This is a genomic window from Calothrix sp. CBUCES-K 9914, from assembly GCF_059640475.1.
In genome coordinates, this window is sequence record NZ_JBXXZH010000240.1 from 1 (window position 1) to 14,298 (window position 14,298).

General features: G+C 38.4%; 14 protein-coding genes. 11 read left to right on the top strand and 3 right to left on the bottom strand.

What is annotated here, in order from left to right:
• Positions 1-128: 128 nt before the first annotated feature.
• A complete protein-coding gene (locus AC2JBO_RS35340) occupies positions 129-1,211 on the top strand; it encodes an AI-2E family transporter (RefSeq protein ID WP_496958311.1) in 1,083 nt (360 codons plus the stop codon).
• Between the two features lie 151 nt (positions 1,212-1,362).
• On the opposite strand, the gene hetR is transcribed toward AC2JBO_RS35340, so the two are convergent.
• Positions 1,363-2,262, bottom strand: a complete 900-nt coding sequence (gene hetR, locus AC2JBO_RS35345; protein ID WP_496958312.1) for a heterocyst differentiation master regulator HetR — start codon at positions 2,260-2,262, stop codon at positions 1,363-1,365.
• A gap of 594 nt (positions 2,263-2,856) precedes the next feature.
• Complete coding sequence (locus tag AC2JBO_RS35350; RefSeq protein WP_496958313.1) at positions 2,857-4,962, bottom strand: EamA family transporter; 2,106 nt, start codon at positions 4,960-4,962, stop codon at positions 2,857-2,859.
• Between the two features lie 517 nt (positions 4,963-5,479).
• On the opposite strand from AC2JBO_RS35350, the gene AC2JBO_RS35355 reads away from it, so the two are divergent.
• The 3 genes from AC2JBO_RS35355 (at position 5,480) to AC2JBO_RS35365 (ending at position 6,453) form a co-directional block, all read left to right on the top strand.
• On the top strand, positions 5,480-5,746 hold the full coding sequence (locus AC2JBO_RS35355) for a hypothetical protein (protein ID WP_496958314.1): 267 nt from the start codon (positions 5,480-5,482) through the stop codon (positions 5,744-5,746).
• Positions 5,747-5,762: 16 nt separating this feature from the next.
• A complete protein-coding gene (locus AC2JBO_RS35360; RefSeq protein ID WP_496958315.1) occupies positions 5,763-6,230 on the top strand; it encodes a GUN4 domain-containing protein in 468 nt (155 codons plus the stop codon).
• A gap of 97 nt (positions 6,231-6,327) precedes the next feature.
• A complete protein-coding gene (locus tag AC2JBO_RS35365; protein ID WP_496958316.1) occupies positions 6,328-6,453 on the top strand; it encodes a hypothetical protein in 126 nt (41 codons plus the stop codon).
• Between the two features lie 169 nt (positions 6,454-6,622).
• Here the strand turns inward: AC2JBO_RS35365 and AC2JBO_RS35370 are convergent, their stop codons facing one another.
• Entirely contained in the window at positions 6,623-7,879 is a 1,257-nt protein-coding gene (locus AC2JBO_RS35370) for an inorganic phosphate transporter (RefSeq protein ID WP_496958317.1), read from the bottom strand.
• A gap of 126 nt (positions 7,880-8,005) precedes the next feature.
• Between AC2JBO_RS35370 and AC2JBO_RS35375 the strand changes: the two genes are divergently transcribed.
• The 7 genes from AC2JBO_RS35375 to AC2JBO_RS35405 all read left to right on the top strand — a co-directional run.
• Entirely contained in the window at positions 8,006-8,251 is a 246-nt protein-coding gene (locus tag AC2JBO_RS35375; RefSeq protein ID WP_496958318.1) for a type II toxin-antitoxin system HicA family toxin, read from the top strand.
• Complete coding sequence (locus tag AC2JBO_RS35380; protein WP_496958319.1) at positions 8,248-8,472, top strand: type II toxin-antitoxin system HicB family antitoxin; 225 nt, start codon at positions 8,248-8,250, stop codon at positions 8,470-8,472. Before AC2JBO_RS35375 ends, AC2JBO_RS35380 begins: the two co-directional genes overlap by 4 nt.
• 10 nt (positions 8,473-8,482) lie before the next feature.
• The gene (locus AC2JBO_RS35385; protein ID WP_496958323.1) at positions 8,483-8,692 is read left to right on the top strand and encodes a type II toxin-antitoxin system HicB family antitoxin; all 210 of its coding nucleotides are present in this window, start codon (positions 8,483-8,485) and stop codon (positions 8,690-8,692) included.
• A gap of 607 nt (positions 8,693-9,299) precedes the next feature.
• Positions 9,300-9,716, top strand: coding sequence for a hypothetical protein (locus tag AC2JBO_RS35390; protein ID WP_496958320.1), 417 nt, complete (start codon positions 9,300-9,302; stop codon positions 9,714-9,716).
• Between the two features lie 46 nt (positions 9,717-9,762).
• Positions 9,763-10,680 (top strand): IS982 family transposase, encoded by a 918-nt coding sequence (locus tag AC2JBO_RS35395; RefSeq protein WP_496958324.1) that lies wholly within the window; start codon positions 9,763-9,765, stop codon positions 10,678-10,680.
• A gap of 407 nt (positions 10,681-11,087) precedes the next feature.
• On the top strand, positions 11,088-12,455 hold the full coding sequence (locus AC2JBO_RS35400) for an alkaline phosphatase family protein (RefSeq protein WP_496958321.1): 1,368 nt from the start codon (positions 11,088-11,090) through the stop codon (positions 12,453-12,455).
• 16 nt (positions 12,456-12,471) lie between these two features.
• Positions 12,472-14,298 (top strand): tetratricopeptide repeat protein (locus AC2JBO_RS35405; protein ID WP_496958322.1); only part of this gene is annotated, 1,827 nt, incomplete at its 3' end.

The window sequence follows — 14,298 nt, forward strand, 5'->3', positions numbered from 1 at the left end:
CTGAGTGCTGAGTGCTGAGTGCTGAGTGCTGAGTGCTGAGTGCTGAGTGCTGAGTGCTGAGTGTAGAGAGGCGATACCCAGGCGTCTTTAGGAGTTAAAAGTTTGATCCCCTTCCCCTTGCCAAGATTATGAATACGCTGAATCGATTAATACAATTAGTATTGATAACGCTACTGTTTCCGTTAGTTTTTCTGAATGGGTGGTTAGTTTTTCGCGTCTTTGATTACTTTAAGCCAATAATTACAACTTTTATATTAGCTTCGCTGCTAGCGTTTATATTAAACTTTCCTGTTTCGATACTGAGTTCTCGTGGTATAAAGCGCGGTTATGCAGTTGGAATCGTTTTTGTTTCAACTTTATTAATTATAATTACCGTTGGAATCACTATATTACCCCTCGGCTTTGAGCAATTTAACGAAATGACAAAAGTTGTTCCTGAGTGGATAAACTCTGGACAACAAAAGTTACTTTCTTTAAATGCTTGGGCAGCAAGTCGTAGATTAGACGTTAATTTTAGCAGAATCGCTACGCAATTAACTGATAAGTTGCCCGATGAAGTTGAGTTTTTTGGAAACCGACTTTTTAGTTTTGCGGTTGAGGCTATTGATAGCGTTTCTGAAGCTATAGCTATCATTGTCTTTACATTCTACCTTCTTAGTGATGGCGCCCGTATCTGGGACTCTATATTTCAAAAACTGCCGTCGAGTTTTGGTTTAAAATTACAGCGCTCGTTACAGGAAAATTTCCGAAATTATCTAATTGGGCAAGTAGTTTTAGCTTTGTTGATGGGAATATCATTGACAACAGTATTTCTTCTGCTTCAAGTTCCGTTTGCTTTAGTATTCGGTTTAGGAATAGGCATTTTAAGCTTAATCCCATTTGGTGATGTCGTTAGCCTAATTATTACCACCTTAATTATTGCGTCCCATGATATTTGGCTGGCAGCAAGAGTACTAGTTATAGCTGTTATTATCGACCAATTAATCGACCAGGCAGTGGCGCCACGCCTTTTAGGTAGTTTCACTGGTCTACGCCCAATATGGGTACTAACTTCCTTACTAATTGGTACTTATGTAGGGGGTTTGTTAGGGTTACTAATCGCCGTACCAATTGCAGGCGTAATCAAAGATGCCGTCTCTGGTTGGGCTGATAAAACTAGCTCTGTTGAGGCAGATGCAACCCCAATTTTAACTAATGAGCCTACACCATAATGATTCACAATATAGATTCACAACATAAATTGTTTGAATTCAACTAATTAATCATTATCCTATTGACAAATCCACCAAAAGGTGGATTCGACGTGGATTTATTAATTAATTAGTATTTTTATGGAAAATCAATACCAATAAATTTGGTAATTTAATCTTCTTTTTTACCAAACACCATCTGTAAAACCATAGGCATACCGTCTTCTTGGTGATATTTATCAGCCCAAGCACGGATAACCTCATCTAATTCTTCCATAGCTTGCTTCAATCGTTCTGGCGGAATATCAAGTTCTTCCAAAACACGCATAGCTCCAATTCTACGTTCTGCCCAGTCGCGCATCATCCGGAAGTACCGAGCAGTATCTTCCACCATGATATAAGTACGCTCTTGGTCATCCGCAGGCGCATAAAACGGACGGGTTAGCGCATAAAAAGGCATACCCCAAGGCGAGTCAATTCGCGTTACTGTACCAGAATAAAGTAACCGACGCTTGATATGCTCTGCCAGGGCTTCACTCAACAACATTTGGTGTTGTGGCGGCAGGTCTTCTTGCGAGCGCTTATGAAGAAACTCAATCAGTTCCAGAAATTCAAATGAACTAATTAGTTGAGCGTCGGGCAGGTTATCGGGCAGTTTCTGCTCAATTTGCCGCTTTTCTTCGCTCGTTAAACTAGTGCCAGGAATTCTCGAACGTCCTGGTTGCCAGGGGTATTTCTCCATCCAGACATAAGGCAACTGAATTAGATAGCGTGGTTCTTGCGAACCGAGCATCTTTAGCAATTTACCCTCTGTTAGCGCTTGTCTAACTTCTTCGACAATTGCCTTGACTCGTTTTGGTTCGAGGTGATGCAAATGTCCTGTCATCCGCAGGTTTTGTCCCTGCTCAAGATAAGTCATGTAAATTGCACATTTTGCTGCGGTCGCGGCTGCATCTAGAAACGCCCCATGCCTGTGCCCACTCGTCCGCATGGCACTAAAAGCCAGATAAAGCATGATCTGATCCATCGCGCTGGGGCTAAGACTTTTGATCAGATCGATATCGTTGCTCATATTACAGACAGTTGAATAGCACGTTTACAGGTTATAAGTTACAGGAAAGTAAGTAGTATACACCCGACTCAAAGCAATGTGTTTACTTTAGATAATCTATTATGCTTCATATCTCAGTATTATTGGTAGTCTTAATCAATTTTTCATCCGTATTTTCTTGTAAATACACAAAACTCCTTAAAAGTGATGATTGCCTTGAATACCTTAACTATAAGCAATTGAATGCTTAAATTGCCCATTTGCTGCCACTATGGGTGAAACTATTATAACTATCACCCCTGAAACCCTTGATACCAGATTTAAATTTTTTGTATTGAGGGTACGCGACAAATTGGTAACACCACTGCGGTGATGCTTTTTTTACAAAACAAATTTTGGCATCTAAAGTACTGTATGGCAGCACACTCGACACAAAAATTTTTGTTTCACTATCATGATCATCAAAGTCTGAGTTTTGTAAAGTCTGAACAAACTATATAGGTATCATAGACAACAAACAATCGCTTTTTAAAGTTTGGATGAATCTTACCATTACAAGCGTGCGAAATATGTCCTAATAGATACATACTTTTGCTTGAGATAAATTTCGCGTATTTAAGCAATGGTTTTTGAACTCTTGGAGCGACTACGTATTTTTTCGAGGTTGAAAGCAGCTGCTCCAACTGTCACAACTAAAACACCTATAACTTGAATTAGTTCTAGACTTTCTTGAATAATTAACCCAGCAAAAATTACCGTCAAAGCAGGTACGCAGGCGCCGATAAGCGCGGAACGGGTGGCGCCAAATTTACGGATACCAAGGTTGTTCAACACGTATCCAAATAACGTTAACACACCTAAAATGAAAGCGCTCAAAATGAGTTCGAGGAAATTGTTGTAATTTACTTGTACACCGATATTAGCGGGTAACGGGATCATCAAAGCTACGAAGCACAACAAGAGCATCGTAGAAAAGTTGAGTAAGGTAAACGAGACTGGGTGTAGTCTTGCAGCACAAATGCGGGTAAGAACAATATAAATTGCAAAAGTAATACCCGATGCAATCGCAGCAGTACTGCCAAACGATATATTTGGGTTTGACGTGTTGGAACCTAAAACAAGTAACTGACCAAAGCAAATACAAGCAATTGTACTAATCCTCGATAATGTCGGACGTTCGCGATCAGTCTTAAACAGTAACCAACCAAAGAACCCACTGATAACTGGGTAGATAAAGAAAAGCGAAATTGCTACACCCGTAGCAACTTGACCGATAGCGAGATAAATTAACACCTGTGACAAGAACAAGAAAAATCCACTAATCACCGACAGCAGCAATATGCGCTTGGTCATAGTTCGAGATTGTGAAACTTGTGTAGTATTAGGACGTACTGTTTTGTTACGTAGTGAATTTATTAAACCTGTAATATCCTGCCAAATACCTTGATGCATAATCGGCGCCAGTACAAACATTAAAGGTACAACCACAAGCATCCGCAGCATCAAAATTAAGAAACAATTACCAAGCGTAGGGGAAATTAGTTGGTTAACATCAAAAACTCCAAAAATTTGCGATTTTGGGAAAAACATCGCTTTAATGGAAACGTTGTACAGTGCCGAAGCAACAACCGATAGCATAACCAGTAAAAACCCAGTCCGAAGCGTAGTTGGAAGTTCGCGGCGCCCAACTTCTGTTTCAGGAGGTTTGGGAGGCAGTGATTGTTTGGGTTCAACACGTTTTCGACGTATGCTTGGTGTTGGAATTGGTGTCGGAACAATCGTCTCAGGTGGTAATTGTGTTCGTATAGCAGATTGTAACTTTTGTACTTCCTCTGTCGCTGTGTCTTCTCTGGAAACAAATTCAGCAGTTTCTATAGTTTCTATCGGTTCTATCGGTTCTATCGGTTCTATTGATGCTGCAATTTGAGCGCGCGTGATGGGGTTAGGGATAACAGTATCAGGGCTAGATTTTTTGGGAGTATTATCGACAAAAGGACTTTCATAATCCGAGGCGCTCTTGAGTACCGTACTTTCGATATCAAACGCTTCAGATGACTCAAGCTGTGGTAGTTCTTCAGTATTGGAGCCGATATTATAATTAGGATTATAATTAGGCTGTTGGGGTGATTTCTCCAACTCATTGCGAAGACGATATACTAACTCAGCCAAAATAGCTTCCCCTTGTTCCTGGTTGCTATACATCTGGGAAAGCTGCACTGAAAAATTGCTTTGGTAATTATTTAACTCTAAGCTTAGTTCTTCAAACGTCTTTGATACCGCAGCTTTGAGCAAAACAAGTAAATCCTCTACTTCCGAGTGATTTGTACTACTCAGACTTTTTTCTGTTTGAGTAGAGGACTGTAACATACTATTATTAGACACACGTACTATCGCTGACTCAAACAGTTGCTCCAATGACGATTGGAGTTGTATAGAGACGTGATTTGAAAGAACCTGTACAAGTTGACGGATTAGTACTTGTTGCTGCTGCTCGATTTGCGAGGAGTGCAAATTGTCTTTTTGCACTTGCAGCTTTTGGATATCATCCCTGAGTCGATTTTTCTCATGAACTAGCTGCTTCACATCTTCCTGCAACGAGTTGAGAACATCAGAGTGAAGAGCTTGCAGTTCAGTGGTTAATTTTTGTACGGTTTCGAGAGCTTCTAATTTTGGCACCGAGTTGTGTTCTCGGTGATTGGTATTGTTCTCAGACTGACCCATTAGTTTTACACCTCTGGTATGAGGAAGAGTAAGCAGTTAGGCATTCGTAGTTTTATGGAACTATTGTGTCACCATTAGCCAAAACAATAAATCCAATTTTGGCAACTTACAATATCTTTTTAGATAAAAAAATATCATTAAAAATTTATTAAGTTTTTCACAGATAAAAAATAGATACAAAGTCTTGGCACATTACTCAATACCCCCTTAAAGGCTGCATCCCCAATTACATAAGGAATTAATGCGATTTATATAGCTTGCTCAAGGTAGTCAACAATGTTTGCTAATCTACACGCACCCTCAGATTTTTCCCTGATTAAATCAGTTTACACACTTATTCATTTGGGTATCAATATGGGCCCCAGTCTAGGCAGGCTATAATAAGTGAGATTTAACCAGTTTCTTGTGGAGCGGGCATCCTTGCCTGCCTCAATATTAGGACGGGCAAGGATGCCCATCCCACAAGATGGTTAATTTAATTTTTGAAAATTATTAAGACTTAATACAAACAAAAGCTTTGCGACAACCCGACGAGCATTTTCGAGACATCGAAGCCATCATGCAGAAACACAGTAGCGCACTAGAAGCGGAAATCCGCGCGCTTCAAGTAGCTGATGAAACAGCACAATGGTCAAGTGCGTGGAAAAGAGTATATAATTGGCACTTCGCGTCTTCATTTGCGAAACAAAAGATTTTTCGCAACTGGGCAGCAGATGCTGAAGCGTGGGGACTACTACCAACGCGCGAGTATCCCAACCAAGGTAATCAAAAAACCCCAGATTGATAAAAACTTTATAAGCATGACTCATCAATTAATTAGCGAGGTTGGTATTGATTACAATAACCTTGCGAAGTTACTGGTAGCGAACATGTGGCGCCAAGCAGACGAAGAAACCAGAGCAGTAATGCTAAAAATATCCCAACGTGTAAGTGCTGGATGGCTTAGAGAAGAAGATTTTGTGAATTTCCCCTGTAGTGACCTAGAAACAATTGACTACTTATGGACTCACTACAGTAATGAACGTTTTGGCTTTACCGCGCAAAGCCGAATTTGGGACACGGCGCCAGATTATATACAATTTGGAAACACAGTGGGATGGCGCCTTAAAGGTAACTGGCAACAATATACCCAACTTGAATTTAACTTAGAAGCTCCTAGCGGACATTTACCAGCCGCACCTTTTTACAAAGCTGAAGATAATATTGCTATTGGCTGGTCTGCAACACTGGCGCCGAAACTAGTGCAATGTTTAGAAGAAAGTTTTTAAGTTTAGTAGCATAGGCTGGGCGCCTGTGCTACTAAATTCCACAAATATCTCCCCACAACAAATGTACCAGCTATATGTAATTTAGTGTTTATACGTCGTGTTAACTGTTATTGAACAGCTTATATCTAAATTACGGCGCCGTATTAATTCAAACCTCACCCCCGACCCCTCTCCTGCAAAGGATACCGCTGGCGAATCGGGGGTGGCGCCCATTATTTCGTAAAAACCGACGTGTAGAGACGCAACATGTCGCGTCTCTACAATTTTGGAAACAACGCAAAATCGTGGTAATGAGGGGTCAAACCTATCATTCGCCAGCGGTATCCTACGAGTGAAGGGAAGGGGGTTAGGGGGTTAGGTTTCTCGTACTAGGATTATTGTTAAATATCCTCTTACACAATAAACACCGATTTCAATAATGTAAAAATCAGCGCACTTAATCCTGCACTAATTGGCACGGTAACAACCCAAGCTGCAGCTATATTTTGCAACGTTGAAAATTTAATTGATTTTATATCTTTTACTAAACCAATACCCACCACTCCACCAACAAGTGCATGGGAAGTTGAAACAGGTAAACCGAAGCGAGAAGCAAGCAAAATTGTAGTAGCGGTAGCAAGTTCAGCACAGAAACCACTGCTAGGTTGTAAGGTAATAATACTCTCACCAATAGTCGCAATTACCTTTTTACCCAAAATTGCCAAACCAGTAACGATACCAGCGGCGCCAAGTATTAAAATCCATAAGGGTACATCTATCTGACCTAACGGTACAGAGCTACTATTAAGTGTATAAACAATAGCTGCGAGTGGTGCTATTGCATTTCCCACATCATTAGAACCATGTGCAAATGCAACAAAGCAAGCACTTAATAATTGATAGCGTCCAAATATTTTTTCAATAGATGAATTATTGCCTTTGTCTACCTGGCACCAACTATAAACAGTTAAACTTACCACAGCAAAGGCGCCTATTATGAGTGAATAATCATGAAAAGGTATTGTGAAACCAAATTTATTAATAAAAAATTCTGCTACAGGATGTGTTAAAGTCGGTAATACAATTACACCAAAAATACTAATTAAAGCTGTACTTAACCACGGAATCCACTCATTTAATTGTATTAATTGTATTAATTGATTCGGCTGATTTAAAATCCAGCGTTGAATTTGACTGTAAAAAAATGCTGCGATTATACCACTAATAATAGGTGTTAATACCCAACCAATAGTAATTATTTTAATCGAAGACCAATCAATAGCCCCAGCACCCAATGCAACCCAACTGAACCCAGCAATGGCACCGACCACAGCGTGAGAACTCGACACAGGCAAACCGCGCGAAGTTGCAATTTGTAACCATAACCCACACGCTATCAGTACAGAAACCATTCCAGTCACAAATAGCTGAGGAGTATTTGCAAATAACGCTGGGTTTGCAACACCCGTTGCGAGCGTCTGTGTTACCTCACGACCAAACAACACGGCGCCTGCAAACTCTAATACACCTGCAATAATTAAAGCCTGCCTCAAAGTAACTGCTTTGGAACCAACCGAAGTGCCCATAGCATTAGCAACATCATTGGCGCCGAGGTTAAAAGCAAGGTAAAAAGCCAAGATAGCAACGACAATCAATATACCAATAGACATTTATATATCACTTACTCACCACAGCAATAATAAGGCAAAGGCGCCGGATATTTATTAAAATATGTAATGTAGTTGTACTATATACTTTTAATGGAAAAATAAAAATCAGGGATAGCAAGCTCGGTTATGCCCAAGAAAGTCAGAGAGTTAAAAAGCATCTTACTGCAAGCAGGGTTCACTTACCGCCCTGGTAAAGGTAGCCACACGAACTGGTATCATCCTTTACTAACAGGAAGAGTGACCATATCAGGAAAAGATGCAAGTGATGCAAAAGCTTATCAAGAAAAAGATGTGAATAATGCAATTAAACTAATAGAAGATATTAAGAAAACTCAACGTATAAAGGAACAAGAAAAAGAGGAAGAAGAATGAATTATCATTACAAAATAATTATCCAGTGGTCAGAAGAAGATAAATGCTATGTTGTTAGCCTTCCAGAGTGGGGCGAATTTTGCCATACCCACGGTGATACTTATGAAGAAGCTTTAAAAAATGCTCAAGAAGTGATAGAAATGTTAATGGAATCGTATAAAGAAGATGGTCAGCCTCTCCCAGAACCTCAAATTATAGGAAAGCTAATTCAAGCAGCATAAAAGCTAAATGATGAAATATACAATTTTGATTCAATGGTCAGATGAAGATAAATGCTACGTTGTTTCGCTACCTGATTTTAACAATGTGTATCAACCCTGTACTCATGGCGATACTTATGAAGAACCTGAGTTCGACGTAAGAAAAAGCCTAAAAATAAAGCAGAGCAAGGGTTGTAACAAAAAACAGTTACTTCATTCAATATCAATAAGCTTTAGTTAATGATAATTAACCTGGTAAGTCGGCACTCAAAAAAGGAAATGAATTTGTGATAAATTCATTTTTGTGTCAAAAAAAGCATTATTATAGCGAAAATAAGAGAATTTGTGAGTAAATCACAATTTACACCTGCTAGTACAAGTAGTCTAAAAGAAAATAGTTGAGAACTGGAATACGTGAAGCATAACAAAAAGGCGCCTTTTCATAACGGTGCCGAAAATTAGGGATATAAATCGGCTTCGCTTGAGGGTACATTTCGTCTGGGCAGCATAACTATGTTTTAATTTATTCCATTATGAAATAATCACAAAATCAATTTTGAATATAAAAAGCTATATTTATGTGCAAGGAAACGCGATAGGTAAATAGTGTCCTTTATCCGATGAAAAAATACTTTTATACTTGAAATTATGATAGTATCACAAAATCAAGAAGCTTGAGAGTGTTTTTTTATATCTAAGTATCAACTCGATATTGAGTAATAATTAACATCTAGATGAAGATGAAATTGAAAATGTGATTAAATCAAAAGTATTGTTTTGGGCGCCTGACGAGTTTCTTTTTTAGATATATTAAAAAAAAGAGGTGAATTTGTGATTTAATCAGAATTATGAGAAACAACAAAGTATCATCTAAGAGCAACCGAGGAGGAAAACGGGAAAATGCTGGTAGAAAACCAATTTGGAACAATCCCGACACTTGTACTATTCGGGTTCCGAAGATGTATGCTCAAAAAGTAATGCAATTAGCTCACCGACTGGATTCTGGGGAAGAATTTGATAATGACACAAAATCAAACTCAGCTATTCAAGCTACAGAACTAGAAACGAAGGAAATAATTACAGAATCTTCAGTGATTAACCAATTACATGCGGATTTTGATAATATCACAAAATCAATTTCTCCAGAGCTTGCTATTTCGATGGCAAAAAAAATTCTTAGGCATAAAAAGTCAGCAAGAGTTTCAATTGCCAAGCTAATTTCAAAGCTTTACAACCAAAATATATCTCCGGACTCTTTGAAATAAAAAGTTTAATTAGTTAAAACTTGGGGTATCTACTATGATTAATAATATAGAATTAGAAAAGCTTTTTTGTGATGTTGATGACTTTTGTAAAGAATTTGAACAAAAATGGAAACAAGAATTACTTCCAAGTGGTGAAAGAAAACGTCAGAGAAAATTAACTTTATGTTTAAGTGAAGTGATGACCATAATTATTCATTTTCATCAATCATCTTATCGAAATTTTAAAGATTATTATACCATGCACGTGTGTAATTTTTTATGTAGTCATTTCCCTAAACTGGTTAGTTATAATCGCTTTGTAGAGCTACAACAGAGCGCTTTAATACCTTTATGCTGGTATCTGATTCTACGTCGTGGGGCAAATACTGGTATTAACTTTATTGATTCTACTTCTATTTCTATATGTATTCCTGCGAGAGCAAAGCGTAATAAAGTTTTTCAAGGATTAGGTAAATGGGGAAAGAATTCATTGGGGTGGTATTTCGGTTTTAAATTACATCTAATAATTAATGAAAAAGGGGAAATTATGTCTTTTATGGTAACACCAGCCAATGTTGATGATCGTAAACCTGTTCCAGAAATGACGGCCTCTTTATTTGGTAAGCTATTTGGTGATAGAGGCTATATTTCTCAAAAATTATTTCAGCAACTTTTAGAGCAACATATTCAACTCATCACCACTGTCAAAAAAAATATGAAAAACCGCTTGATTCCTTTAATTGATAAAATCTTACTGAGAAAGCGTTCTCTTATAGAGACAGTGAATGACCAGCTAAAAAATATTTCACAAATTGAACATACTAGACATCGTAGTGTTCCTAATTTTATGGTCAATATTATTGCTGGTTTAATCGCTTATACATATCAAGATAAAAAACCTTCCTTGAATCTAACTCCAGAAGATTTAGAAGCGTTACCAGAAATTAATTTGTATGATGATGCTAACACTTTAGTCTTTGTTTAAGTCTTAACAAGCACATTTTAACTTTAAACAATCCACAATTTAACGTGCGTCATCAGGCGCCGCGCAGCGGTGCCGAAATTTCCATGCCTAAAATATCCCCCTTCGGTTATCTTTCTTACGTCGAACTCAGGTTATGAAGAAGCGTTAAAGAATGCTCAAGAAGTTTAAGAGATGCTTATAGAGTCGTATATAGAGGACGGTCAACCTCTCGCAGAGCCTCAAATTTCAGGACAGTTAATTCCAGCAGCGTAAAATTGGCAACGGATGATGAACGGATGTAACGGATGATTAATTTTAAATAAGTAGATTTTGTTTGTAACAAATAAATTATCCGTTACATCCGTTGTATCCGTTGCTAACGATTTTTTATTCTAAAATAACAAGTATGAGTTAGGGAAAATAGTTAAATGGCTGACATATTTGCCACAGCAGAGCAAGCGCTTATTACTCGACAGCAGCTACCATCCGTATTCGGCGCCAGCAATATACGACCGAGTTACGATGGACTGGGTTTGGCAAATATTGCTGCGCTACCGATGCATTGGCTATGTCCAGAGGCACCTACCCTAAGCGAACAGCCTCCATTACCTCCATTCAATCCCAGTTTATTAGAAATAGACGCAGTAACTCAAGCTTGGCAAAACTGGCAAAACATGGCGCCCATTAATCATGTGGTGTTACTGATAATGGACGCTTTTGGTTATGACCAGTTGCTTTCTTTAATGTCCAATAATGTTGTACCTGGTTTAGCGAATGCTATTGAGAGTAACAAAACTTTTTTCATGCCAGCTACTACAGTATTTCCTTCTACAACAGTCACTGCTTTAACTTCTTCGACAACTGCTTACGCAACTGCACAACATGGTGTTACTTCCACTACTGCCTACCTACGAGAAATTGGTAGCCTAGTTAGTTTACTCCGTTGGCGCCCTCATACTGCTCCCACTTCGGCAACTTACACAGACGAACAACTTAACCCAGATACACTGGTAAAAGTTCCCAATATCTACCTACGCATGGAGAAAGCTGGGATAAATGTTGGAATAGTTAATTACAACGGATTTAAAAATACTAGTATTAGCCGCTACACAACAGTAGGTAGCGAAGCAGGCAAAGAGAAATACACTGGATATTTAACTTATGCTGATGGCTTTGCTCAGTTGCGCGACCGAATATTAACGAGTTACGATAACGGCAAAAGCTTCACTTATATATATATACCAAACATAGACAGTGCAGCGCATCGTTATGCGCCATTGAATCCTTATTATCAAGCACAAGTCGCTACTATTGATTTTGCTCTGAAGCGAGAATTATTAGACCCTTTAGCAGGTCGAGGTGATGTTGTTTTATTAGTAACTGCTGACCACGGTCAATGTCCTACAAACCCCGAAAAAGTACTTTGGTTGCACGAACATCCCGAACTGACGCGCCTTTTATGGACTCCAGCAGCTACAGGTGAAGGACGCGCGCGCTTTTTGCATGTTAAAAACGGCGCCGAAGATGCTGTGAAAGCTTATGTTAACTCACATTTTGATGATAATTTCTTGCTTGTCTCCAAAGCCGAAGCTATTGCGTTAGGTTTATTTGGCTTACCGAATGAACCTTTAAGTCCAGAATCTGATGACCGGGTAGGAGATTTTATACTAGTACCACGCCATGATTGGATTTGTTATCAATCTTTAACGGTCGAACGCTGGGCGCCACATGCTGGAGTTCATGGTGGGTTGAGCCGCGCGGAGATGCTGATTCCATTTTTAGCATATAGGTTTTAGCTGCTAAATTTGAAATATGCCACAGCTTATAATTAACCAACGGATGGAGAGAGACGGCATGAAGCCTAAAAATCAAATCATCTTAGCCTTTGCATTAAAAAGTACTACAGTCTTTTCTGCTGTTTTGCTATCTGTTGGTGGTGTTAGCATTCCAAGCACAGCATTGCCTATTTTGCCAATTATAAAAACAAAAACGTCTAATTTAGAACGCGAAGTTGTACAACTGGCTACTCAGGCGCCAACAACAACAGAACGCAGCGACAGTACTAATGCATCAACCAATGTATTACTTAATATTGGCTTAATTATTTGGGCTTTGTTTCCAGTTGTCGCGCTTGCGTCATTTTGGCTGCTAAGAAAGGCTGCACTCCGGGAAATTGTTAACCGCGCGACAGATAAAGTTCAGGGGCTGACGGAATTACAAAAGCAGCTTGCTACTGTTAAACAACAAGCAGAAAACGCAATTCAAAGTTCGCAGGCGATAACGAACGAATTAGAACGGGAAGCAGAAAAGCTACGTAACAATATTAAAATAGAAAAGCAAAATCTACCGTTAATTAGCTCGGAGCTTTCTCAATCCAAAGAGCAGTTATTATCACAGCTAGAAACTATAATTAAATCTGCCCAACAAAAAATAGATAATTTAATAGATAATTTAGAATCGGAATTGGTGACTGAAATTTCTAACGTGAATTTAGGCGCCAAGCAGAAAAGTGACGTGGCTTTAGAAAATATTCTTAAATTAGAGTCTGAAATAGCATCTCATTTTTATAACTTGCAATTAGATGCTAGACAGCAAAGGGACATGGCGGTTGCTGACATAACAAAATCTCAAGGTGAAGCCAAAAATACAGTCAGGAATATAATTAAAGAATTGCAATCTGATATAGAGCAAGAAAATAATTTACTTATAGTAGATACTGCAAAATCCAGAGATGAGATAAAATCTCTGATTTCAAAATTACAATCTGACGGTCAACAGCAACTTTTACAAGCTTTAGAAGAATTCAAATCACAATTTGCTTCTCAACTACTCGTTCTGCAAACAAATGCTCAACAAGAACAAAACAAAACAATAGAGCAATTAGAAAAAATGCAGTCAGAATTTGCTTCTCAATTTTTAGAGCTACAATTAAATACTCAGGAACAGAAATCTTTAATTTTAGAAAAGATGGAAAAATTAGAGTCGGAGTTTATCTCTCAACTATCGGAACTGAAAATTGATGCTCAACAAAAAAAAGAACTGATTTTAGAAAAATTAGCAAAAACACCACCAACTAACCAAATTCAAGAACGATTACAAGATAAATCACAACAATCTAATACTTATTCAACAGATAAATATATTGAACAAGGTAAAGAACTTTTTGCCCAAAAACGTTATGAAGATGCAATTGACGTGTATGACAACGCACTGAAAATTGAGCCAGAAAACCCTAACGCTTGGTTTAATAGAGGTTTAGCTTTAGCAAAAATGAAACGATATCCAGGGGCAATAAGCTGTTATGATAAAGCCGTAAAATATAAACCCGACTACAATCAAGCATGGAGTAATCGCGGTGTAGCTTTGGGTTATCTAGGCAATTATGAAGAAGCTTTTGACTCATTTGACAAAGCCGTACAAATAAAACCAGATGATGCATCCGCATGGTTAAATCGAGGATTGACATTACAAGAATTAGAAGAATACGAAGAATCGATATCATCCTTAGATAAAGCAATTGAATTCAAACCAGAATCTGCCAAAGCTTGGAATAAGCGAGGTTACGCCCTTATGAAACTAGAGATTGATGAAGATGCTATTGATAGTTTCGACAAAGCACTGTCTATACAACCTAATTAT